Source organism: Haloferax prahovense DSM 18310 (genome assembly GCF_000336815.1).
Taxonomy (GTDB): domain Archaea; phylum Halobacteriota; class Halobacteria; order Halobacteriales; family Haloferacaceae; genus Haloferax; species Haloferax prahovense.
The window spans coordinates 74079-96797 of the sequence record NZ_AOLG01000035.1 but is presented as its reverse complement, the minus strand read 5'-3'; the positions used below and the strand labels follow the sequence as shown (position 1 = coordinate 96797).

General features: G+C 55.8%; 23 protein-coding genes and 3 pseudogenes. 15 read left to right on the top strand and 11 right to left on the bottom strand.

Translation table 11 applies throughout. The features are described 5' to 3' along the window. Positions 1-44 precede the first annotated feature (44 nt). From C457_RS11155 to C457_RS11105, 12 genes are all read left to right on the top strand, one after another. Positions 45-1442, top strand: coding sequence for an FAD-binding oxidoreductase (locus tag C457_RS11155; RefSeq protein WP_049913550.1), 1398 nt, complete (start codon positions 45-47; stop codon positions 1440-1442). A gap of 195 nt (positions 1443-1637) precedes the next feature. Next, a complete protein-coding gene (locus C457_RS19690; RefSeq protein WP_083864288.1) occupies positions 1638-2066 on the top strand; it encodes an SWIM zinc finger family protein in 429 nt (142 codons plus the stop codon). Between the two features lie 523 nt (positions 2067-2589). Next, positions 2590-3528: a transcription initiation factor IIB gene (locus C457_RS19685; RefSeq protein WP_008094677.1), complete on the top strand. Its 939-nt coding sequence runs from the start codon at positions 2590-2592 to the stop codon at positions 3526-3528. A 169-nt stretch (positions 3529-3697) separates the two neighbouring features. Further along, positions 3698-4189, top strand: a complete 492-nt coding sequence (locus tag C457_RS11145; RefSeq protein WP_008094675.1) for a hypothetical protein — start codon at positions 3698-3700, stop codon at positions 4187-4189. A 277-nt stretch (positions 4190-4466) separates the two neighbouring features. Further along, entirely contained in the window at positions 4467-4730 is a 264-nt protein-coding gene (locus tag C457_RS11140; protein WP_008094673.1) for a DUF7389 domain-containing protein, read from the top strand. A 255-nt stretch (positions 4731-4985) separates the two neighbouring features. Continuing rightward, positions 4986-5999 (top strand): DUF6610 family protein, encoded by a 1014-nt coding sequence (locus C457_RS11135; protein ID WP_008094671.1) that lies wholly within the window; start codon positions 4986-4988, stop codon positions 5997-5999. Positions 6000-6135: 136 nt separating this feature from the next. Continuing rightward, positions 6136-7083 carry an ArdC-like ssDNA-binding domain-containing protein gene (locus C457_RS11130; protein WP_008094669.1) on the top strand — a complete coding sequence of 316 codons (948 nt, stop codon included), beginning with the start codon at positions 6136-6138 and terminating at the stop codon, positions 7081-7083. Positions 7084-7226: 143 nt separating this feature from the next. Then, entirely contained in the window at positions 7227-7478 is a 252-nt protein-coding gene (locus tag C457_RS20940; RefSeq protein ID WP_008094667.1) for an AbrB/MazE/SpoVT family DNA-binding domain-containing protein, read from the top strand. Next, a complete protein-coding gene (locus C457_RS11120; protein WP_049913548.1) occupies positions 7479-8003 on the top strand; it encodes a PIN domain-containing protein in 525 nt (174 codons plus the stop codon). Between the two features lie 283 nt (positions 8004-8286). Continuing rightward, positions 8287-9285 carry an IS110 family transposase gene (locus C457_RS11115; RefSeq protein WP_008094664.1) on the top strand — a complete coding sequence of 333 codons (999 nt, stop codon included), beginning with the start codon at positions 8287-8289 and terminating at the stop codon, positions 9283-9285. A 323-nt stretch (positions 9286-9608) separates the two neighbouring features. Further along, positions 9609-9803: a hypothetical protein gene (locus tag C457_RS11110; protein ID WP_008094658.1), complete on the top strand. Its 195-nt coding sequence runs from the start codon at positions 9609-9611 to the stop codon at positions 9801-9803. Continuing rightward, entirely contained in the window at positions 9800-10789 is a 990-nt protein-coding gene (locus C457_RS11105) for an NAD(P)-dependent alcohol dehydrogenase (protein WP_008094657.1), read from the top strand. The genes C457_RS11110 and C457_RS11105 overlap by 4 nt, the downstream gene beginning before the upstream one ends. Positions 10790-10835: 46 nt before the next feature. Here the strand turns inward: C457_RS11105 and C457_RS11100 are convergent, their stop codons facing one another. Continuing rightward, positions 10836-11534 carry a helix-turn-helix domain-containing protein gene (locus C457_RS11100; protein WP_152420006.1) on the bottom strand — a complete coding sequence of 233 codons (699 nt, stop codon included), beginning with the start codon at positions 11532-11534 and terminating at the stop codon, positions 10836-10838. 62 nt (positions 11535-11596) lie between these two features. On the opposite strand from C457_RS11100, the gene C457_RS11095 reads away from it, so the two are divergent. Beyond that, positions 11597-12346: a DUF4386 domain-containing protein gene (locus tag C457_RS11095; protein ID WP_152420005.1), complete on the top strand. Its 750-nt coding sequence runs from the start codon at positions 11597-11599 to the stop codon at positions 12344-12346. Between the two features lie 292 nt (positions 12347-12638). Continuing rightward, positions 12639-13204, top strand: a pseudogene (locus tag C457_RS11090) (TATA-box-binding protein). A 111-nt stretch (positions 13205-13315) separates the two neighbouring features. On the opposite strand, the gene C457_RS20630 reads toward C457_RS11090, so the two are convergent. The 10 genes and pseudogenes from C457_RS20630 to C457_RS19675 all read right to left on the bottom strand — a co-directional run bounded on the left by C457_RS20630 (position 13316) and on the right by C457_RS19675 (position 21336). Next, positions 13316-13453: a hypothetical protein gene (locus C457_RS20630; protein WP_162832769.1), complete on the bottom strand. Its 138-nt coding sequence runs from the start codon at positions 13451-13453 to the stop codon at positions 13316-13318. A 2-nt stretch (positions 13454-13455) separates the two neighbouring features. Beyond that, positions 13456-14007 (bottom strand): type II toxin-antitoxin system death-on-curing family toxin, encoded by a 552-nt coding sequence (locus tag C457_RS11085; protein WP_049913547.1) that lies wholly within the window; start codon positions 14005-14007, stop codon positions 13456-13458. Between the two features lie 239 nt (positions 14008-14246). Next, the gene (locus C457_RS11080; RefSeq protein WP_008094643.1) at positions 14247-15569 is read right to left on the bottom strand and encodes an RNA-guided endonuclease InsQ/TnpB family protein; all 1323 of its coding nucleotides are present in this window, start codon (positions 15567-15569) and stop codon (positions 14247-14249) included. A 178-nt stretch (positions 15570-15747) separates the two neighbouring features. Next, a complete protein-coding gene (locus C457_RS11075) occupies positions 15748-16233 on the bottom strand; it encodes a hypothetical protein (protein ID WP_008094642.1) in 486 nt (161 codons plus the stop codon). Positions 16234-16257: 24 nt separating this feature from the next. Then, positions 16258-16344 (bottom strand): annotated as a pseudogene (locus C457_RS21185) (SWIM zinc finger family protein); the annotation flags it as partial. A 404-nt stretch (positions 16345-16748) separates the two neighbouring features. Next, positions 16749-17291, bottom strand: coding sequence for a DUF7342 family protein (locus C457_RS11070; protein WP_049913557.1), 543 nt, complete (start codon positions 17289-17291; stop codon positions 16749-16751). 655 nt (positions 17292-17946) lie between these two features. Beyond that, a complete protein-coding gene (locus C457_RS11065) occupies positions 17947-18153 on the bottom strand; it encodes a hypothetical protein (RefSeq protein WP_008094638.1) in 207 nt (68 codons plus the stop codon). Next, a pseudogene (locus C457_RS21180) lies at positions 18150-19798 on the bottom strand (TrkH family potassium uptake protein). The gene C457_RS11065 and the pseudogene C457_RS21180 overlap by 4 nt, the downstream one beginning before the upstream one ends. A gap of 56 nt (positions 19799-19854) precedes the next feature. Beyond that, positions 19855-20544: a potassium channel family protein gene (locus tag C457_RS11055; RefSeq protein WP_008094635.1), complete on the bottom strand. Its 690-nt coding sequence runs from the start codon at positions 20542-20544 to the stop codon at positions 19855-19857. Positions 20545-20886: 342 nt separating this feature from the next. Then, positions 20887-21336, bottom strand: coding sequence for a zinc ribbon domain-containing protein (locus C457_RS19675; RefSeq protein ID WP_083864287.1), 450 nt, complete (start codon positions 21334-21336; stop codon positions 20887-20889). A 330-nt stretch (positions 21337-21666) separates the two neighbouring features. On the opposite strand from C457_RS19675, the gene C457_RS11045 reads away from it, so the two are divergent. Further along, entirely contained in the window at positions 21667-22410 is a 744-nt protein-coding gene (locus tag C457_RS11045; protein WP_008094631.1) for an Lrp/AsnC family transcriptional regulator, read from the top strand. Positions 22411-22719: the final 309 nt, after the last annotated feature.

The window sequence follows — 22719 nt, the reverse complement described above, 5'->3', positions numbered from 1 at the left end:
TCTATATATGCTCTCGGCACGTAAGGTGATTACAGAAAACCATTTTGGCAGTTCATATCACCCCGTTAGACGACAGTACAGTATCAGAGCTTGAGACGAGATTTCGTGGCAAAATCCTCACGCCGGGGACATCAGAATATACCGAAGCCCGGACAATTTGGAACGCCATGATCGACCGGCGTCCCGCGCTGATAGCCCAGTGTGCAGGCGTCGCCGATGTTATCGCGGCGGGGAACTTCGCACGTGAGCAGGGCATGCCCGTCGCGGTAAAGGGTGCGGGTCACAACATAGCCGGGAACGCTATCGTTGACGATGGACTCGTGATTGACCTCTCGCCCATGAAGTCCGTCCGTATCGACCCAGAGGCCAAGACTGCTCTGGTTGAACCGGGCGTAATACTCGCCGAGTTCGACCACGAGGCGCAAGCGTTTGGCCTCGCCACGCCCGTCGGGTACAATTCGACGACGGGAATCTCTGGCCTGACGCTCGGCGGGGGCTTCGGCTGGCTCTCCCGCAGATACGGTCTCACCGCCGACAATCTCCGAGGAGCGGACGTGGTCACGGCCGATGGTCGTCTCGTCCACGCCAGCGAAGAAAAGAACGCTGACCTCTTCTGGGGGCTGCGGGGCGGTGGTGGTAACTTCGGCGTCGTCACGTCGTTCGAATTCAATCTCCACGAAGTCGGCCCCGAGGTACTCTCGGGTCTGCTCGTCCATCCGTTCAGTGACACTGCCGAAGTGATGGAGGCCTACCGCGCGTTCGTCGCCGAGGCCCCTGACGAGGTTACCGCCTGGATGGTCATCAGGCACGCGCCACCGCTCCCGTTCATCCCAGAGGAATGGCACGGCGAAAAGGTACTCGTCATAGCGGTCTACTACGACGGCGCTATGACCGACGGCGAGGTAGCCCTGCAGCCACTGCGGGAAATCGGCACGCCTATCGCTGACGCCATCGGACCCCACCCCTACGCTGGCTGGCAGCAGGGGTTCGACGGCTTGCTCACACCCGGGGCGCGGAACTACTGGAAGTCTCACAACTTCGTTGAGTTCACTGACGGGATGATCGACATCTTCGTCGAGTACGGCGAGTCGCTTCCCACACCGGAGAGTGAGATTGCCATTGCTCAACTCGGCGGTGCAATCAACGACGTGCCCGTGGACGCGACGGCGTACCCCCACCGGAATGCGAAATTCCTCATGAACCTCCACACGCGCTGGACCGACCCGGACCGAGACGACGAGTGTATCGCTTGGACCCGTGAGCTTCACGAAGCGATGACTCCCCATGCTACCGGCGGCGTCTACGTCAATTTCATCTCCGAGGAGGTGGGCGAGGAGCGTGCCGCCTACCGCGAGAACTACGACCGGCTCGTGGAGCTCAAACAGAAGTACGATCCGAACAACCTGTTCCATCTGAACCAGAACGTCGCGCCGGCGGCCTGACCCGGTCGCCGAACTGATTGACCCCGATTGTCTCCTCTGCTGACTACACCCTCTGTCTGTGTCACGCCACTCCTGACGGCAACTGGGGATTTCAGCAGACTCGATGAATGCTAACTCGGCAGAACACCTGGTGAAGTCACTTTCTTAGCGCCTCGATGGGCGAGGCGCTCTCTTTTGGGCGCTTCGAAAAACACCATGTCTGAATCCCTACTTGCAAGACTCGACCCGACGAAGCGCGTCCTCAAACGAGCACAGTACGAAGCCTTCGAATTCTCGTTATTCGGTGGCGATGTGCTTGTCCGCAATGCGAGCCACGCTGAGCCCGAAAACCACGAATACAACGTGCGAATCGTCGACGGCATACCAACAGCGTGCGAGTGCCCGGCAGACGAGAAATACACTGGCCCGTGCAAACACCGCGTCGCAGTTGCGATTCGACGTCCGATCCTCGATGCCGTCGAGCAAATGCAAATGGTCGCAGACGGCGGTGTGGTCACTAACGAACAACCGAAGACCGGGGTGGAAGACGACGCGACTCCTGATGATTGCGACTGTGAGATGTTAGATAACGACTTCCCGTGTTGGGCGTGTGTTGAGAGTGGCAGACGCGAACTTCCCAACTGACCGGACGCAGAATCAACCTGTGACAGTTGACAAGAACTCTTTTACTAATTAGATACTATTGACACTTGCCGTTATCAGGGGCACACCACTGGCTCGGTCAACATCTCGTGTTGACCTGCCATTCTCGTTTCGACCCTCGATAGTCCGTATCCATTACAGAAGAGGAGCGACTCCTTTGCCCCGCTTTGGAGGGTCCCCAGGCGAACCTATGGAGAGGGGATAGTTGTGGGTTCGCCGTTCACGTCGACAGCCCCGGGGGCAGGGGATTGGGGCTGTCGTTGGCACGCGATTGGCTGGTTTCTGTCCGTGGGGAGTTTGCTGCACCGTAGGACCAGACAGACAATCCTACGGACGTATGGCCTAGACGCCGTCAATCGTATCCATTCGGTTGGTGTCAATATACGCGCCGTTCACACGTTGCTGAGGTACCTGTCCAAATTCCCTGTCTGAGTCTTCGATCTCTGTGAGTTGTTTTTGCCCCAAAGGGGTGCGGGGCGCACAATGAGTGCCTTGCAGATGACCAATGGCAACGAGAGATATCTACGAGAGTGGCTTCGACGAGGATGTACCGGCTAACACGAACAATTCCTGCCCAGATTGTGGCGGTTGCGTGAGAACAAACACGCTCGAAACTCTTTGCGAGGAGTGTGGACTCATCATCGACGAGTATCAAATCGACCACGGTCCAGAGTGGCGAATCACTGAGAGAGACGAGGAGAGCCGACGGAGAACTGGCGCACCACTGACGCCGACTCGGCATGACCGTGGGCTCTCATCCGAAATCGGTTACAAGCGAGACGCCAGTGGACGAACGCTTTCCGGGAAGAAACGGCAGCAGGTTGCCCGGATGCGCCGTGAACAGTCCCGTGGGCGATTCCAGTCGAAAGCTGAGCGAAACCTTGCACTGGGATTGGGTGAAGTACGTCGGATTGCAGGTGCTCTCGGATTCTCCGATTCGATTCGTGACCAAGCGTGTCGACTCTTCCGTAGTGCCCAGAACGAAGACCTCCTTCGAGGGCGGTCCGTCGAGTCGATTGCAGCAGCGAGTATCTACGGTATCTGTCGATGTAATGGCCTCCTGCGAACGCTCGAGGAGGTTGCTGACTTGGCGCGTGTGGAGAATCAGAGGGTGGTGAATGCGTACAAGACGTTGAATACGGAACTTGGACTGCCAACACAGCCTGTTCGTCCTCGTGATTTCATCCCGCGACTCGCATCCGAACTTGCTGTCCCTGACTCGGTTCGACAGAAGGCGCTGGACTTGGCTGAGGAGTCGGAGACATTGGGTGTCACGACGGGGCTCAACCCGTCTGGATTTGCAGGGGCGTGCCTGTACCGCGCATGTCTGGGCGAAGCGTTCCGGCTTACGCAAGTCGAAGTTGCGCAAGTGTCCGAGGTCTCGGTCCCAACAATCAGGGCTCACTCAAATTCGATCCAGGAGACGATTCGGCAACACCCGTGAACCAACCCAAGAATTGGATTGACAACCTTGTTTCAGCGTTTTCCATATCGCGTCTACTCGACGGGCGTGTCGCACCTGCTAGTTTTGTATGCGCCGGCGATGGGTGCCGGCGCAGTTGAGTCGTGAGATAATTCGAGAGCGACTCAGAGCGCCAGCGAGGTACCAAAGAATGCACCAGATAATCTACGCGCTCGTAGAGGCATCGACGACAGACGAAGCACTCGCAGCGGGCCGAAGTGCCTTCAACCGACTCGTGGGAACTTCGCCCGAATACGGGGCCGTTTTCGACTACTATGTGACATTCGACAACGATTCGACGAGTGTCGCTGGGAAAGCTCGATGGGGAGAACTACCCATCGCGGAACCAGTCGATTCTGACAGTGGCCAAGAGTTACTTAAGTGTGGCTGGGAGGCGACGAAACAAGAGTTCGAACGGAATCTTGAGCGAGTCCGAGAAGGCATTCAGGACCTCAACACCGAGGCAATCATGCGTGACGAGGAGTTGATCCGGCACGCTTGCTACAACCTCGGGGCGTACCGGGGGCCGTCGCTCTTCTTGTACGATGAGTACGGCAGTGCGATTCGCCATCGCGACCAGCTCGATCGTGTCCTTGAGTCCGACGAGCAGATGTGGATTATCCCGGCGGACGTCCACTACTAAACTAAGAAACGCCCGACAGAACAGGCACTACGTCCTTAACCAACAGAGCGCAGCCACCGCCGTATTGGTCTTTTCAGGAGAAATGCAACTGGTCCTCTCTCGACGAGTGTGATGATGGTGAGTGTCGGGCGTGTTCAACGTCGCTGTCTCGTTACAACCTGAAAAGACCAATATTTGTTGGTTAAGTAGATGACGGACCTACTGACTCGGTGAGTCCCGAGTGAATTTTTTCACCCCCAGAGGGGTGCGGGGGACAGAGAACCCTCGTAGTAGACCAATGACTGACGACAACCCAACAGCGACGGAATCGAATCGAGAGGAAGGAATCCAGACGGAATACGTCGAACGCAGTGACGTCGGCGTTTCACTAACGGTGAAACTGAAACGTGGCACGGCGACGAGAGACCAGGACGAGCTGACGGCCAAGGTCAAAGCACAAACGCTTGCAGAGGCCCGCGAGGACATGGACACGCTGCGGGCGTATCTACACGACGTTGCCGAGGACGTTCGGCAGATTCAGCCCAACGAGGGGGAAGAATAGGTCGCTCAGAGAGCTGGTTTTTGTGCCACAGAGGATTGAGGCCCAATCTAACTTAGCAAACTACCAGGCGACGCTCTTGCCGGATATCGACGAGAATCAGCAAACGCTCGCCGGCACTGAGGTGGCCGCAGGCTGTTTGTCCGAGAATTATCCAACAGAGTGGAGCCGATTCAATTTTTGTTGGTTAACCGCTCCGCAGCAGTGTTTTTTGCCCCTGAGAGGTGCGGGGCGGCAGAGTCCTGCAGGTGACTCCCTGTGTCCATTCACGACTTCTCCGGAGCGACCAGCGACAGCGCGATAGATGCCTACGCCGACGCCCGACAGGCCGAGTATGTGGCGTTCCTTCATCGCGTACCGTTCGCTATCGACGCATTGAATCTCGGTTTTCTCACGGGCTTTCGAGAGGACTGCAGTTACCAACAACAGCAGTTCCTCAATCTTGATCTACCAGTTGGGATGCTCGACAACGACTTCAGAAATCCAGATCTCGACCGTTACACGGAGCGCGTCCTCGAACACGAACCGGATGTCGGCATCATCGGCGATGCCTACGATCGTGCCGAAGCCAAGTCGTACGTTCGGGCAGTGCGAGACCTCGAAAAGCGCGTTCCCGACACGGAGTTCGTCACCGTCCCGAAATGCAAAGCAGCACTTGAGGAAATTCCAGACGATATCGTCGTCGGCTATTCGCGTGGTTACGCGGATACCTTAGCACACGACTTCTCAGATCCGGTGGATTGGCGTGGCCGTCGAGTCCACATCCTCGGAGGTAGTCCACCCAAGCAACTCGCGGTTATCGACCAGTTGACGCAACCGACGTTGACGGGTGACCCGCCTGCAGACATCGTCGGCCTCGATTGGAATGGACTCCATCGCGGTGCACAGTTCGGCGAGTTCTGGACTGATCGCGGATGGGACGACAGCGGCCGCGATGCCGACCATATGACGGTTCGAGCAACGGTCCGACATGGACTTGGACACGTGCGCTTGTTTTGGGAGAATCATGGTGTGTGGCCGGAGAGGCCACCCGAGTACACTGGTAGGACGCAGTATCAACCTCCGACGCCGGCTGACCTCCACTCGTCAACTTGTGTCGAGTGTAAAGACGACGTCTGGGCGGGGCCGCGTGGTCCATTCATCGCGGAGTACGATACTGGAGAGATCTGTGGGTACTGCTGCCACGAGTGTTACTTCACGCACCGTACTCGGAACCATCTCGAGGAAGTCATGGGCGAAGCCAGTGTCTACATCCCACCTGCGTCGCGTTAGCTTGTTCACACGCAATTTTCTGTGGATGTACAGAGGGTCTAGTCATCACCGACTGATTCCATTTCGCTTGGGAGAGTTTTTTGGCCCCCAGAGGGGTGCGGGGCATTTCAAAACTGGAGTGCTCACGAGAAAACCTATGGCGACAAGTGACTACGCAGCGGTGTCGTTCGACGACTCTGACACCCGACGTGACGAGATGCACAGCACGATTACTGAGTGGGTTGACGACCTCGTAGAAGCCGTCGACGACGCTCAGACAAGCGAGGAGTTCCAAGCATGGTTAGACATCCAGCGTCAGTTCCACGACTATTCGTACCGTAACACGCTCTTGATCAAACAGCAGTGTCCTGAGGCAACGAGAGTTGCAGGGTATCGGACGTGGCAGAACGAATTCGATCGACACGTCAAGGAAGGCGAGAGGGCGATTTGGATTTGGGTCCCGATCATCGCTAGACAGTGTCCTGAATGTGAGAACTCCCCGAGCTACCACGAAAATACAGACTGCGACTACGACGATAGCCCACCCGAAGAGTGGTCGAAGGGTTTAGTTGGCTTCCGGCCAGCTCCAGTCTTCGACATCTCGCAGACAGAAGGTGAAGACCTCCCGAGTCTCGATACGAATGCGGAGGGGGACGCAGAAACACTTCTTCCGGCTGTATTGGATGCTGCTGAGGATGTCGGTGTCGAGGTTGAACTCGTCTCGACTGGAGAATGGAGCTACGGTGATGCGAAGGGCGTTTGTCGTGAATCACCAGACGGTGGCTTCCCAATTGTCGAAGTGCTTCGCCGGGACAATGACGCAGCAATGGCGTCGACGGTAGTCCACGAGTACGCTCATGCACGTCTCCACGTCGGCATCGATGATGATACCGAACGGTCGAAGCGTGAAGTCGAAGCAGAAGCGGTTGCATACGCCGTTGGGAGGCAGTTCAGCCTCGATATGGATGGTTCGGCGTTCTACCTCGCCACTTGGGAGCGCGATGATGCAGACATAATTCGTGAGCGTCTCAAGCGAATTAGCCGAACGAGTCAAACGCTCATTGAGCATATCGAGAAAAGAACTGTGATTAACCAACGTCATTGAGATATGCCGACGTTTGTTGGTTAACAACGACGTTGGATTAGAGGTTTCCTGAAATAGCGTCGACTGCCGTACTCAAATCCGTCTTCAGTCATATAGTGTGGTGACACACTATGCTTTTCAACGAGCGGTGCTAGTGGTCATTCATGAGCAGTGAACCGGTAGACGCTGAAAGCAAGGTGTCTGGAAACCAAGCGAATATCCCAGCTCGAATTCGTCGAGAATTGGGGATCGACGATGGAGATCAACTCCGCTGGCATCTCGAAGAAGACGGAAGTATCCGAGTCCGCGTCGTCCAACAACGGAGTGGAACGTTTGCGGATTTCGATGGGTATGGTGGCGAAGAAGAAACAGACGCCACCACGGACCATGACGCGTGGGGCGTTGAGACAGAATAAATGCCACGAGCGCTAATCGACACGAGCGTCTTGTTTGCTGCTGCGTACCGTCGAGACGGGATGCACACTGAGGCACGACCAATTCTCCAAGGCATCGATGACGCCTCGCTTCCAGAGGCAGTCGTTCTTGATTACGTTTTAGCAGAGACACTCAATGGATTGACGACACACGCCGGACACGACGCCGCAGTAGACTTCTTAGATCGACTTGAGGAGAACGCACGATTCCACATTGAGTCTGTGAACTCCGATGCATTCGCGACCGCAAAGGCACTCTTCAGACGCCACCGTCAACTCTCGTTCGTCGACGCCTGCATCGTTGCGTATATGCAGACCAGNGATGCATTCGCGACCGCAAAGGCACTCTTCAGACGCCACCGTCAACTCTCGTTCGTCGACGCCTGCATCGTTGCGTATATGCAGACCAGGGGCTTGGGTTATCTCTACGCGTTTGACGACGATTTTGATGCTATAGACGATGTCTACCGCCTCGATACGGCCACAGACCCTTACTCTCCGAACTAACCACTTTGGGTCCTGATGAAACCCTCAGTCGCTGATAGTTTGTTGCAGTCGTGCTGACTTGATGGAAATTCTGCTATCCCTGCGGAGCGTGAATCAAGCATGGGACGCAAGAGACCGAGCTGTATTCCGTGCCGCAGAGCACGTGGTGCTGACTGGTCCGAGTGCGAAAGAAGCCGAGTTATGGGCGTCACAGCCCGGATGCCGCGCGGCGCGGCATCCGGGAAAGCCCGCATAGGTGAAGTTCTGATTCACGCACCGCCGTCCTATCCCGGAGGAACAAGCAATGTACCTCGGAATCGACTTACACAAACGGTACGCACAGGTGGCAGTAATCGACAGCGAAGGCCAGATCGTCGAAGAGGTTCGCGTCAAAAACGCGAACCTCGACGACCTCGCCCAGCGATACGCTGGCTCTCGTGCGGTCATCGAGGCGACCAGCAATTACTACCACGTCTACGATACTCTCGCAGAGTACTTGGACGTAACCGTCGCTCATCCAGGCAAACTGACGCTCATCGCTCAGTCGGACAAGAAAACCGATCGCGTCGACGCGAAAGAACTCGCGCGATTGCTTCGGCTCAACTCCGTTCCGGAGAGTTACGTTCCCACCGACGAGATTCGGGAAGCCCGCGCACTCGTGCGCGGGCGACAGACACTGGTCGAAGATCGCACCAAGTTCGCCAACAAAATCCACGGCTTGCTCGCCGACAACGGTATCACCCGCGAGGTGAAGCCACTGAGCGTGAAGGGACGAGAGTTCCTCCGGGAACTCTCGCTCCCGTCCCCGTGGGACGCGTTGTTGGAGTCGTACCTCGACGTGGTTGAGACCCTGACCGAGCAGATGACACAGCTTGAAGCTGCGATTGAGGAGCGCGCTGGGTCTCTAACCGAGACCCAGCTGCTCATGACGATTCCTGGAGTCAGTTACTACTCCGCGTTGCTGATCTACGCAGAACTTGGAGAAGTTGATCGGTTCGACAGCCACAAGGAGGTCGTGAGTTACATGGGGCTGAACCCGACGATCCGCGAGTCGCCGGACTCGCGGATCGAGGGTGGTATCTCGAAACGTGGTTCAGGACGGGTGCGGTGGATTTTGGTTCAGAGTGCGTACTCAGCAGTGTACACGTGTAAAGACGAGTATCTGAGCCGGTTCTTCCACCGGTTGAACCGTCGGATGAACTCGAAAAAAGCAATCGTTGCGACGGCGCGAAAACTGCTCGTCTCGATGTACTACATGCTCGTCCGGGAGGAAGTCTACGATCCACCGGGGGTGAGCGCCTGAGGAAGGGAATCTGAGGAACGCCAGTCCGGCGTTCCTCAGTGGCCGGATGGAACCAGCGTGAGCGACAGCTATCGCGGAACTCGTACCGACCGCCTATCGGTTGTGGAGGTCACAATCACCACGCAGTCAAGTGGTTTTTCACCGTTGAAGAACGAGAGACACGAGATCGTGCGAACAACTTTATCGCTAGCGGTGGTTAGTTGAGCCAGCAGAATTTCCATAGGTGAATACAGCGCGCGAGTCTGTCACAGGACTGTGCCGCCGTACGACGGAAATGGGAGCAGACCGGAACGTATAGGAAAACTCAGTTCATTTCGAGTAAAATGACCAGGCTCCCGAGCACCAAGTCAATCGCTGCCATCGGACCGGTACTGAAGGCATTCGTCACCGTCCGACCGATACTGGCGACCGTTGGAGCGTTCTCGAGGATTACGGAGCTTCTGGTCACGGGCGTGAGCGCCCCAGAAACGGCGACGGAGGCGACGAACCTGTCGCCGGGAACGAACTGCCAGAAATGATCGAAACCAGAGAGATGCGGGCCGTCGTCATGCGTGGCTTTGGCTCGCCAGACGTCCTCGAACTCACGGCTATCGAGAAGCCGACACCCGCGGACAACGAGGTGCTGATACGGACCCGTGCGACGACCGTGACCGCAGGCGACTGCGAGTTCCGACGTCTCGACCTCCCGCTCTCCTTTCGGCTCCCAATCTGGCTCTACGTGAAGCTCTGGAAGAGGAATCGGGTCGTCCCCGGACAGGAGGTCGCCGGAGAGATCGAATCGATCGGCGACGACGTGACGCGATTCATGCCGGGCGACCAGGTGTTCGCCGCGACGTCGTTCCGGTTCGGCGGGGCTGCCGAGTACGTCTGTCTCCCCGAGTCGTATCCCATCGCGAGGATACCGGAACCCATGACCGTCACGGAGGCCGCCACGCTCCCGACGGGCGGACTGAACGCGATGCACTTCCTGCGGAGCGCGAACGTAAAGGACGGCGACGCAGTCCTGATCAACGGGGCCGGTGGCAGCATCGGCACGTACGCCGTCCAGATCGCTACGGCCTGGGGAGCCGAAGTGACGTGTGTCGATAGTGGAGAGAAACTGGACGTGCTGCGCTCGCTCGGGGCGGACTCCGTCGTCGATTACACGCGAGAGGAGTTCACCGACCGCAGCGAGCGCTACGACGTCGTCGTCGACGTCGTGGGTACGAGTCCGTTTTCGCGCACACTGCGCTGTCTGTCACCCGGTGGTCGCTACGTCCTGGGTAATCCAACGCTGCTCGGGCGAATCAAGGGCGGTTGGACAAACTTGACCGGCGAGAGAACCGTCATTTCGTCCCTCGCCGGGTACGCGCCCGAGGACGTGGCGCCCCTCATCGAACTCGTCGAAGCGGGCGAAGTGAGAGCGGTCGTAGACAGGCGATATCCGCTCGACGAGATCGACGACGCTCACCGATACGTCGAGAGCGGACGGAAAACGGGTAACGTGGTCATCAACGTAGCGTGATACGGTCCGATTGGGTACCCGACGGGAAGTCTCGGTCGACCGACTCCTACCCCAGGGGACCGAACTCGTCGAGCGCCGCGGTGATCACTTTCCCCTCCGCCTTCTGGAGGTGGTCGCTCGCCGTCTGTGGCGCACAGCCGAGTTCGGCAGCGATCTCTTTCAGCGTGGCACCGCGGGGCTGTTCGTAATATCCGAGGTCGGCGGCAATCTCGAGGGCTTCGCGTTGGCGAGCGCTAAGACTCGCCCATGCGGTGTCGATGTTCCCGCGGAATTCGCCGATCTCCTCGATGGTGACCTCCATGTCCACCGGATCACGTTCGAACATCTCCTGGAGTTGGGCGGGGTCGCCGATGACGCGGGCACGCATCATTCCGTCGCGGTAGATGACCGGCATCCTCGGGATCACACCGTGAATGCCTGTTTCGCGGCGTTGGGCTTCGACTAGTGGCTCCCCCTGCGGCTTGATGACGACGAGGACGTAGCCGGCGTCCTCGCCTACGTGAACGGTCTCGACGGTCTCGATCGCTTGAATGTCCGAGGCCTCGGCAGCCAGGGCGGTCACGTCGCCGTCGATCGCCACGAAGAACGTCTTGTAGTCATCGAGCGCCGTCATCATCTCCAGGACGCGCCCTTCTGTGATGGACGGCGAATGCGCGAGCAACGCGAAGATGGGCGGGGCGTCCTCTCGGTCCGCCCGGACGGTGGCCCGAAGGTGTTTCATCCCCAGCTTTCGCGCTACGGCCACTATAAATGGAACGGCTATATCCCAAAAAACGCTCTTCGACGCCACGCGCGTCTACATTACCGATGAACTTCATATCGAAGACATCAGATGTGGTACCAGGCGGCGACAGAACGGATCGATTGGTGCGGTCGGCAAGCGTAATCGGCGGCATCGGTCTCCTGTTGATGCTCGTCCCCGCGCTCTTTGGCACGCTCGTCGTTGTGAAGGGGCTTGTGACGCCCGGCGACGCCACGGCGACCGCCCTCGCCATCCAGGACGCCGCGGGGGCGTTCCGTCTCGGGATTGTAGGCCTGTTCGCCGTCGCGATCCTCGACGTGATCGTCGCGTGGGCGCTGTACACCGTCTTCGAGCCGGTGAACAGGCGCGTTTCACAACTCGCCTTGCTCTTTCGCGTCGTCTACGCCGGCGTTTTTGTCGTCGCGATCAGCCAGCTCGTCGGCGTAATTGGGACGCTGACCGACCCTGGCGCGCTGGCTGCCTACACGACTGCCCAACTCCATGCACAGGCCATGCTCGGCATCAACGCCTTCCACGACATCTGGAACGCCGGCCTGCTCCTGTTCGCCGTGCACCTGCTCTTACTCGGATACCTAGCGTACCAGGCAGACTACGTGCCGACGCTCGTCGGAATCCTCCTCGTAATCGCCGGGTTCGGATACGCCATCGACAGCATTGGCACCGTCCTCGTCGCCGACTACTCGCTCCAGGTGACCATCGTGACCTTCGTCGGCGAGATCGTCTTGATCGGCTGGTTGCTGCTCAGGGGCCGCCGCGTGTCGGTGGGCGCCGAGGAGGCCACGTTATCGACCTGACATAGACTTCGTATTCTCAATAATTGAAACCCAGTCTGTGCTCACATTTCAACTATCACTATTACTGCCATCTGACATATGATGCGGCCTATTCGACATAAAGAAAACGACCAGTCGTGCTGAACTCAGCTTCTGTCTGTGTCACGCCAATCCTGTCTGAGGTTGAGGGTTTCAACAATCCCTATTCGGGTAATGGGCACCATATGCCCGCCTATTTCCCCATTTGGTTGTCCTCGGAGAAACTCTTGATTCGCACAACCGCTTAAGTAGCAGTATTTAAAATACAAATATAATGTCCCCCGAAGCACGCCTTGAGTCTCTCGAGATTCAAAACGTGGTCGCATCGAGCGCCGTCGGCCAAGAACTAGATTTAGAGTCGCTCTCGATGGACGTCGACGGAGCAGAGTTCAACCCGGATAACTTCCCTGACTCGTGTATCGGACCCAGGAACCCAGAGCAGCGAATCTGATCTTCCGATCTGGAAAAATCGTGTGCACTGGTGCGAGTAGCGTTGACGGGGTCAATCGCGCATTGGAACAAGTCTTCGAGGAACTCGGGAGTCTTGGCATTCCAATCAATGACCGCGAAGAGGCGACAGTCCAGAACATCGTCTCGAGTGCAGACCTTGGAACGAATCTCAACCTGAACGCACTTGCGATTGGCCTTGGACTCGAAAATGTCGAATACGAACCCGAGCAATTCCCTGGTCTTGTCTATCGGATCGACGAGCCGAACGTAGTGGTCTTGCTGTTCGGATCTGGGAAGATAGTCATCACGGGTGCGAAGAAAGTCGACTATGCACGGGAGGCGATTCAGGTCGTCAGCGACGAGATCGAGTCGCTTGGATTACTCGGCTGAGTGTCGGACAGTTTTCTCCGGAAACAGTGGGGTGCCAGATGTTCATCTTCTGTGGCGGGTTCTGTGCGGAACAACGAACACCAATTATAGTACCGAGAAGGAACAGCTGCGCTATTCGTACGCGAGTTCTTCGTAAATCTCCTCGTGCTCGTCGAGGTCCTGCCGACCGAGGAAGCGGATTAAATATCGCCGTGCTTCTTCGGGCGACATCTCATCTGGAATCGTGGGGTCGTTACTTTCTGCGGCCATTCTTACTCCTCGCTACGGGTGCTCTCGTCATAATCATTCGGTTCGTCATCTGTGGTCTCCACACTTCCAAGTCCAAGCCCTCCCGGAAGTTGTTCACTCTCTTCGATACGCGATAACCAGAGGTTGATCGTCGCAACGTATTCCGGTGCGAGTGGTTCTGTGTGGTTCTGCAGGTAGGTGAGTACAGCGTCGCTCTCGACGGTTGCTTCATCTGTTGCGAGTTCTTTCAGGATCTCTTTGATTGTTCTATCGTAGTCGAATTCGAGGCCATTCAATGCATAGAATATACGGACAGACATCAGTGCTGTCCGTTTGTTGCCGTCGACGAATGGATGGTTTGCAGCGAGAAGTCTCAGCAGCTGGAATGCTTTCTCGTGTATCGATTTTGGTGCTCGTCCAAAGTGACCCTCCTGAATCGAAGCGACTGTATAGTCAACGTCTCCTGGCGACGCGACTCCAGTTTCAGTATCTTCATTCGACTCAACGATCAGTTCATGAATTGCAAGGATATCTTCCGCCGACAGATAACTAATCGAGTCTGAATCCTCGCTCATTGGTATCGATTTCTTCGGAGAGATTTAATTACCCTGTGTTGAGCGTTGCACATCCTAATTGGCATCGTCATCCCCTGGTGCCGATTGGAGCAACGACAGCGCTCGCTTGAATTGTGCTTGATGCGGGGCCGCTCCTGTCTCTGCTCGCTCTTTGAGGAATGCTTCATACTCCTCGCGTTCCTGTGAATCAGGGTTAGCTGCGATAACGCAATCAACGTAGGCGTGTGAACTACCCCGCCCTAATCAGCAACGCTTCGCGTTGCTTCCTTGAGGGCGGGGCTTCCTGCTTCTGTGACGCGACTTGCATCCACGACGGTGGACGAATTCTCGCCACCATCAGTGGACACAGCGGTCGCAGTCTCCACAGGCGTGTCTTCGGAGTGAACCACTCCTAGTTTGTCGAGTCCTCGTGAGAGNCCATCAGTGGACACAGCGGTCGCAGTCTCCACAGGCGTGTCTTCGGAGTGAACCACTCCTAGTTTGTCGAGTCCTCGTGAGAGGACGTTCAACGACGCGTTCCAATCCCTATCGAGTTCGAACCCACAACTCGGACAGGAATGCTTGCGCACCCACAGCGGCTTGCGCGTCTCCACGCCACAGCCTGCACACTCTGTGGTCGTCCCGCGCGGGTCAACCTGCACGACGTGACAGCCGTTCTTCTCACCGTGGTGTTCGAGAGTCGTGATGAAGTCACGCCACCCCACCTCGGCCTTGTTACGAGCGTTCCCCCGAGATTCAAGCATCCCCTTGACGTTGAGGTCCTCGACGAATACCGCGTCGTACTCCGTGGTGTAGAAGTGCGCGAGCTTGTGCTTGTAATCGTGTTTCCTGTTCGACATCCGCGCGTGGATTTCCGCGACTCGCCGCCGCTGTTTCTCCCAGTTGTTGGATTCGTACTCTTTCCGCGAGAGCGACCGTTGCTCTCGCTTGAGGAGCTCCCGGTCGTCGGATAAATCAAGTCGCCCTATCGAACGCCCGTCCGAATCGTGGACGAAGTTCAACACGCCGAGGTCAAGACCAACTGTATCATCGGGTTTGAGGTCTTCGACGGCGGGTTTCTCCGGTGTCTCGGTTTCGATGCAGAAACTGGCGTACCACGCTCCCGTGGGTTCTTTCTTGAGCGTGACTTCTTTGACTTTCTCGTGGTCTGGAAGGTCACGATGGATGCGAATTGGAATCTCGCGGGTTTCGCCTTTGAGTTTCTTGAGGATGAGGAGTCCGCGACCATTCGGGCCACTCTTCTTGTCGAGTTCGAAGCCCGATTGTCGGTACGTGAAACTCCGGTACTCACGCGGTTTCTTCCAATTCAACGACCCCACGTCGTAGCCCTTGGCTTTGAGTTTCCCGAGGTTCTGGATGTTGTCTCGGATGCGCTCGACGGCTTTCTGCAAGACCGTTGAATAGACCAGTTTGAGGTCGGTCCACCAGCCTTTGAGTGCCGGGAGCGTGTCTCGGACCATCCAGACGCGTTGACGAAGCGTGCCCGCATCTTCGGGAATTTGCTCGAATTCGTTGAGAGCGTGGTTGTACAGTTGTCGCACGGTGTTTCGTTGCCAGTCCATCGCTTCGCGTTGCTCCGTGGTGGGGAACAAACGGAAGNTGGTTGTACAGTTGTCGCACGGTGTTTCGTTGCCAGTCCATCGCTTCGCGTTGCTCCGTGGTGGGGAACAAACGGAAGCGTGGGCTGTAGTTCATGCGACGTAACAATTCGTACGAAGTACGGTGGTTTAATCGCACGGATTAGCGTGTCTGTGACTCGTGCGGGCGCTGTATCCCCTCCCTACTCGCATCTTCGATGCTCCTTGAGGAAGGGGGCTTAGCGCCCTCTCTTTCAGCTAATCCCTCCCGAAAAACTCGTGCGTAATAATCGTATGCAGCGTCAACGAGATGAATATTGTCGTCAATGCCCGCAACGAGGCCTCGATAAACGGCCGCAGCCTGTCGGTAGCGACCCCGCTCGTGGTAGTGTTCGCCGACATCCGTGAACTGACTGAAGTCGATCGCCTCCACGACAACAGGGTACCGGTCAGTGTGTTTTTCGAACAAGTCATTGACGTCCTGGTTATACTCTGTGTGGGACTTTCCCGGACCAGTTCCAAATCGAGCGAGAAACCGACCGAGCATCCCGCTGTCACGAGATAGCTCGTCGCGAACGAAGGTCTGGAGGTCCTCCTCGTCGATATCTGTGAGGACGGCATCGATCTGTTCTCCTCTGTCGGGGGGCATCTCGTCGGTGAGTGAGAGTAAGACTGCGACGACGTGTTTGCATGCACCTGGACCGTCGTACGGACAGCTACAACTTGGGTCGAAATTGGATTCGGAAAGTGAGAGCGTTATGTCCTATAATCTCGAGCCTTGTACTGTCGCAGTTATCGAGTCTCCGACGCGTGTACAATCCCGAATTCTCTCCTCCTCAAAATACTTCTCTCCCCGGTCAAATACGGCGTCGGTACACAGGCTTCGAACGTCCGTCTTTTTAACTGTCATTGAGGTGTAATTGTGAAGTTGGGCCAGGCCAGTGGAAAGGCAGAACCAACCTTGTTCAATCACGCAGTATTGCGACTGCCTTTCCGACCTGCCGGACGTGTTCGCTGCGCTCAATATCTAACTCTTCGGCGAGATAATCAACTGTCTCTGTGAGTGTCATAGGTAATGTGGGGAACTCGGTCAAGAACATCTCGCTTGAGTTGTGCATACAAATTTGCGTTCGGGTTGCCACCTGGATGTGAGACAGACATCGATCAGTTGCTGGCCTCTGCGTGCTGTGTCTCGGGCGCTAAGAAGTCCCACTCACGAATCGCGAAGCCGAGGACTTGGATGCGCCGTTGGAGGGGTTCCCATTCACGTGCAATTTCTCGTCGCCTGGCCTCCTCTTCTGGGGTGAGGTCATCTTCTGCGAGCGTCGCCCGGAGGTGGTTTGGTGACTCGACAGTGAACTTGTCTTTCCAGTCTCGGATCTGTGCTTTGAAGTCCGCGAGTCGATCGGTCAGTTCCTCGACAGAGTGGCTGCTGTCACGAAGCCGCATTGCTTCCTGCATTGCTTGCCTGCGGTAGTCGGGGCTATAGGTCGTGTGAGTCCCACTCTCATCGCGACGGAGAACACCGTCGTCGACGAGCCGTTCGAGGACGCGCTTCGTGGGGCCGTGTGACCACTCGGCTTCGGAGGCAATCCAGTTGGCTGTCTGTGGCTTGGCCAGCTGGCGGGCGACCATCCGGACACGGTCTTCTCCCGTGGTGTGGCGCCCCATCATCCCCATCTCGGAGCTATCTTCATTTTCGGACATGCTTTGTTCTACGAGTGGCATCTTCATATAGGTTGAGGCTGTTCAATCTATATCGAATAGTGGTTCACTGAACGGTGTTAATTCAAGACGTACTCGTGGCAGACTTCGTTGTCTCTATCACGACTCTTAACCAACGCACTGGGGCTCACTGCCCAATTGGTCTTTTCAGGAGAAATGCAACTGGTCCTCTCTCGACGGGTGTGATGATGGTGAGTGTCGGGCGTGTTCAACGTCGCTGTCTCGTTACAACCTGAAAAGACCAAAATGTGTTGGTTAAGTCTGTACCCAACCCGAAAATTGTTCAATGACGTCGAAGAGGGACCAATAGTTCTCCGGAAACAGTGGGGTCTGAAGTTCGGATAGCAGCGGTTATTCTGAGANACCCGAAAATTGTTCAATGACGTCGAAGAGGGACCAATAGTTCTCCGGAAACAGTGGGGTCTGAAGTTCGGATAGCAGCGGTTATTCTGAGAACCGCCCACACGGCTACAATTACGACGATATCCTGGCAACACTCGGAGAATCGCTTCGCGTGGAGTGCTAACGGCAGAGGCTGAGGGAATTAAAAAAGACACGGGTCACCCGACCCGTGGTCGTTTATCCCAATCAAGTGGTTCTCAGTTAGAGTGACTGGCAGGATTGGCCACGAGAGTGGTCACTCATACTGAATACCGCGATAGAGGACGTAAATGACGAATATGATGATGTATGCTCCCGCAAGTGCTTCAGTGATGAAGGAGCGGTTCAGAATGATGATGAGGCCAATAATCAGGGGTCCCACCAACAGCAGCGAGTCGAATATACGATCATCCGCACCAGCTTCGAACACAGTGGAGATGACCGGAAGGTCGCCCAGTTTCATTGGTAGAGTCCTCCACGCTTGAAGACCGTCCGGAGCATCACGAGTACGGGGATGATTTCGAGTCGGCCGATCCACATGTGGAAGAGGAACGTGATCTTCCCAATTGCCGGGAGTGACTCAGGACCCGTAATTCCTGACGAGAGACCCACGTTCCCCTGAGCGCTGGCAACCTCGAACACGACGTTGGCGAGTGAATATTCTCCGGACGGAAGCGTGAGCAGCAGTACAAAGGCACCGACGACGAGGAACGCAATCCAGAGGACGAAGATAATCGCCGCCTCCATGAATTCGCGGCTTGCTTCTTCCTCGCTCAGTCGTCGACCATTGATTTTCAGCCGTCTGATTGCGGTCTCAGGATAGAAGACATCCGCGATTTGATATCGAATTCCTTTCGCGAGCGTCAGTCCACGAATGAGTTTGATTCCACCCGCCGTGGACCCAGCTGCACCACCGACGAACATCCCGAACGCGACAGTCAACTGAGCGTACGACGGCCACCGGCCGAGTGCAACGTTGGTCGAATCGACAGCCGTCTGGAACCCAGTACAGGTGGCAGCCGAGACGAATTGGAACAGGCCGTAGCGTAAGGCACTGAAGGGTGTCTCATAGGGACCAGCGTAGTACAGGAACCCCCATAGGAGGGCGGACCCGATACCCATATAACCGAACACCCACCGCGTCTGGAGATCCGAGTAGAAGTTTCGGAGATCGCCTTGCAAGATGAGATAGTGCACTGGGAACGCGATGCTTCCCAAGAGCATAACGGGNCCCACCGCGTCTGGAGATCCGAGTAGAAGTTTCGGAGATCGCCTTGCAAGATGAGATAGTGCACTGGGAACGCGATGCTTCCCAAGAGCATAACGGGAATCAACACGAAGTCGATTGCGACACTGTCGTAGGTTGCAATCGAGTTATCCGTGATCGAGAATCCCCCAGTCGAGAGACCAGTCATTGCATGGTTGATTGCCCCCCAAATCGGCATTCCGGCCATCCACAGCGCGAGAATGGAGACGAACGTAAACAGAATGAAAATCCACCAGATAGTCCTAACCGTCGAAACGATACTCGGGTGGATTTTCTCGGAGCGAGCTTCGCTCTCGTAGAGTGTCAGCGACCCGCTGCCAGGTCGTGAGAGAATCGCCGTCGTGAGGACGATGACACCGACTCCACCGACCCACTCAGTGAACGTTCGCCACCACTGGAGCGTACGGGGTAGTATCTCCTCGTTGTCGGTCATCGTGAGTCCCGTGCCGGTGAACCCGCTCATGCTCTCGAAGACAGCGTTGAGCGGTTCGGTGAACGCTGCGAGTGTCGCCGTCTGAGCGGGTGTTGTGACTCCCGGTACGCCGATCTGAACGCTCCACGCGATCAACAGGAACGGTAGCGAACCGAATATGCCGACGGAAAACCATCCCGATGCGGCAACGATCATGCCATGGAACCGACCTGGGGCTTCAGCGTCTCTGAATCGTCGAGAGAGCAACCAGCCAATGCCCAATGGAATGACAGCGGAGACTAGTAGTGCCGGGAGCGCGTAGTACTCTCCCCAGACGATGGGTACGACAAGCGAGACCAGCATTAGCCCGCCAAGCGCCTCCAAGATACGACCGATATCTCGGCCGACAGTTGCAATGGATACGTTCATTCGTTCCCCATGCTCGCAATCAGAGCTGCCGAGATTGTCCCGAATTTCAACATGAACTATCTACTGGCGTGGTCTTCATAGTGCCCAAAGATATCGGTAATCTCCGGATCAGCGCCGAAACCAGAGTAGACCGTCAGTAGGTCACCTTCCTCGATAGTTGTGTTACCACGAGGAGTAATCGGGTGATCGTTCCCTTCGCGCTCGATTGCAACGACGAGCATCTCGTCAGTGAGGAGTCCTGCCTGTGTGGCTTCTTGGAGCGTTTTACCTGCGATTGGTGCCCCGTTGGTGACTGTGATTTCGAAGACCTCAGCCTTCTCACCAATGCGCATATAGTCCACAATTGCTGGGCGTGATACGGCTCGATACAGATACTCGGCGATGAGCTCCTGTGGATTCTCCATGGTGTTTACGCCGATCTGTTTGAATAACCCCATATGCTCCGGGTTGTGGACGACAGAGAGAATCGCAGGGATCTCGAATTCTTTTGCGAGCAGACAAGTCATCACGTTCGTTGCGTCCTGGTCCGTCGTCGAAATGAGTGCATCGGCCTGCGCTGCACCAGCATCTTCTAATGTGTCTTTCGTCGTGGCGTCGGCGTTCAGGACTAAACAGTCAAACTGGTCCGCAGCTCGATTCGCACGTATTTCATCACGCTCGATGACGACAACCTCGTTTCCAGATCGCGTCGCAATATCGATGAGTGGTGTCCCGATATCACCGGCACCGATGATGATAATGTACATCGTAGCTAGGTCTCCTGCCCTCGAATTAGAGTTTCACGGATTGACATTGGAACTCTCTTCCCGGTTATCACGATGCGTTGGGCTAATTCTGCACCGATTTCCTCTGACAACGGTCCGAGCGAAATCGCCCCTAACATATCGGAACTGAGATTACGGGACAGTGCTTGTTTGGACTCACTCATAAGATACTACCTCGGATTTCGTAGGCATGGTGTGTGTACAAATTCGAGTCACGTTCATATTTCATAGGTAGCGAGTCTTTGTGTCGTGTCACGGGCATCTTTTTGTTTGCAATCGGGTCAACAAGGCGCTTAGTAATCAGTTCTGACATGAATTATTTTTTCATGTCTCGGTATAGTCCGGATTATCAGCACCACAATGAGGGCAGAAAGCTGCTTCCTTGTCGAGCATTCCTCCGCAGGACCCACACCGAATTTGCTCGGCGTTATGGACGTCTCCAAGATATACCCAGTGTAAGGATTCTGTCCCGTCCATCCGCTGCTCCCGACGGACGTGATAGAGTGATACTTGATCCGTATTCACACCAGAACCTTCTGGATTAGGAGGGTGCTTTCGTACGAGCGCGTATGCGCCGTGGTCTTCTATTTTGAGGACCTCTCCAGCAGCGGCCGCTTCGATCTCTTCTTCGATTGGGGTCCGAAGCGTTTCGATACGGCGCTCAACGTACGAAAGCACGGATTTCAATTCAGGGAGTGCCAGCGAATCGATGTGCTGAATCAACGCATCGGGTACGGTATTCGGTGCTTTCGGGTCTTCATTTGAGTCACTCATGCATATATCTCCATTGTGGGAGCATTCCAGTCTATCGCTTCACGCGGTGAATCGAGAGAGCAGCGCCATACATACGGTTCGGATACACTCACTGCGATCATCGAGTTATTCCGGGAGCCGCCCTCATCGACGTTGCAACCGAGAGTGAAGGGTGGAATCATATTCGAAATCACACTATGACAGGATAAATACTTCCCACCTTTACAGAGATTCGAGGAGAGACGGAGTTTCAGTTCTCAAAATTGTGCCGAGGTAGAACAGTTGCCCGAGGTCAAATGGGCTCCTAACGATATCTTAAAAGGATTTCCTGAATTATTCTTGTAGTATATAATGCCTCTTCAAATCGATGAGATCGATGAACAGATCCTGTATTATCTGTCGCAAGAGGCTCGCCACACCTCTTCACCAGACATCGCGGAGAAAGTTGACGTCTCGGCACCGACCGTCCGGAATCGAATTCGCCGACTCGAGGAAGGTGGCGTAATCAGGGGATTTCATGCCGATATTGATTATCAGAAGATAGGAGGTCGGCTTACGAACCATTACGTCTGCAGCACGGGGCCTCGAAACAGAGAGGAGATCGCTCAACGGGCCCTTGATCTCCCGGGCGTGATTAACGTTCGAGAGTTCATGTCCGGTAAGGGCGACCTCCGGATTACGGTCGTCGGGACTGACACTGAAGATCTCACACGGATTGCTCAGCAAATCGCATCTCTGGATGTCGAAATTGACACTGAGGACCTGATTCACCGTGAGTATTTCCGTCCTTATGCTCCCTTCGGTCCTCAAGATGAACAGCTAGCGTCTCCAGTCAGAGGTGTCGATGGTTTGGCTGGGGACATCGACATCGTCGAGATACTTGTTAGAGACCGGGCTCCAATCGCTGGGAAGACACTTCAGGAAGCGAACGAAGAGGGACTCATTCCTTCAGATGTGCTGGTCGTCCGAATCAATCGTGATGAAGGAGCGATTACGCCAACTGAGCAGACCCTGATTACGGAGGGTGATTTCGTCACAATCCATTCCCGACGTGGGGTCTCTGAAGAGACGGTAGCCGTATTCACTGGCCAGTGATTCGTTACTCAAGACGCAGAAAATACATCAAAATTGTGCCGTGGCTCAATCTCTTCTCATGCCTAGAGTTGCGGGTATGCGCTCGGGACGTATGCCGACGTTACTGAGAATGGGAATAGAAATGCTGTTAGGATGGGGATTGCTCTTGACCTCCCGGGTGTCCTTCATCTAACCTTTTGGAGGCACCAAGATACGCCCAGTGTAGTTTCTCAGCTCCATCAGGTTGTTTCTCGAGAGTCACACGATAGAGAACGGGCTGTGGACCGTCCGGTAGCTTTTGGACGACAAGAAATCCTTTCACGTCAGGAC

What these genes read in the sequence shown, in the direction of transcription:
- C457_RS11130 (WP_008094669.1), top strand. Translation starts at nt 6,136, where the DNA reads ATGGCGACAAGTGACTACGCAGCGGTGTCGTTCGACGACTCTGACACC.
- C457_RS19690 (WP_083864288.1), top strand. Translation starts at nt 1,638, where the DNA reads ATGTCTGAATCCCTACTTGCAAGACTCGACCCGACGAAGCGCGTCCTC.
- C457_RS11070 (WP_049913557.1), bottom strand. Translation starts at nt 17,291, where the DNA reads ATGTCCGAAAATGAAGATAGCTCCGAGATGGGGATGATGGGGCGCCAC.
- C457_RS11110 (WP_008094658.1), top strand. Translation starts at nt 9,609, where the DNA reads ATGACCAGGCTCCCGAGCACCAAGTCAATCGCTGCCATCGGACCGGTA.
- C457_RS11105 (WP_008094657.1), top strand. Translation starts at nt 9,800, where the DNA reads ATGATCGAAACCAGAGAGATGCGGGCCGTCGTCATGCGTGGCTTTGGC.
- C457_RS11045 (WP_008094631.1), top strand. Translation starts at nt 21,667, where the DNA reads ATGCCTCTTCAAATCGATGAGATCGATGAACAGATCCTGTATTATCTG.
- C457_RS20940 (WP_008094667.1), top strand. Translation starts at nt 7,227, where the DNA reads ATGAGCAGTGAACCGGTAGACGCTGAAAGCAAGGTGTCTGGAAACCAA.
- C457_RS11085 (WP_049913547.1), bottom strand. Translation starts at nt 14,007, where the DNA reads ATGAGCGAGGATTCAGACTCGATTAGTTATCTGTCGGCGGAAGATATC.
- C457_RS11115 (WP_008094664.1), top strand. Translation starts at nt 8,287, where the DNA reads ATGTACCTCGGAATCGACTTACACAAACGGTACGCACAGGTGGCAGTA.
- C457_RS20630 (WP_162832769.1), bottom strand. Translation starts at nt 13,453, where the DNA reads ATGGCCGCAGAAAGTAACGACCCCACGATTCCAGATGAGATGTCGCCC.
- C457_RS11140 (WP_008094673.1), top strand. Translation starts at nt 4,467, where the DNA reads ATGACTGACGACAACCCAACAGCGACGGAATCGAATCGAGAGGAAGGA.
- C457_RS11075 (WP_008094642.1), bottom strand. Translation starts at nt 16,233, where the DNA reads ATGCCCCCCGACAGAGGAGAACAGATCGATGCCGTCCTCACAGATATC.
- C457_RS11065 (WP_008094638.1), bottom strand. Translation starts at nt 18,153, where the DNA reads ATGAAACTGGGCGACCTTCCGGTCATCTCCACTGTGTTCGAAGCTGGT.
- C457_RS11095 (WP_152420005.1), top strand. Translation starts at nt 11,597, where the DNA reads ATGAACTTCATATCGAAGACATCAGATGTGGTACCAGGCGGCGACAGA.
- C457_RS19675 (WP_083864287.1), bottom strand. Translation starts at nt 21,336, where the DNA reads ATGAGTGACTCAAATGAAGACCCGAAAGCACCGAATACCGTACCCGAT.
- C457_RS11055 (WP_008094635.1), bottom strand. Translation starts at nt 20,544, where the DNA reads ATGTACATTATCATCATCGGTGCCGGTGATATCGGGACACCACTCATC.
- C457_RS11145 (WP_008094675.1), top strand. Translation starts at nt 3,698, where the DNA reads ATGCACCAGATAATCTACGCGCTCGTAGAGGCATCGACGACAGACGAA.
- C457_RS19685 (WP_008094677.1), top strand. Translation starts at nt 2,590, where the DNA reads ATGGCAACGAGAGATATCTACGAGAGTGGCTTCGACGAGGATGTACCG.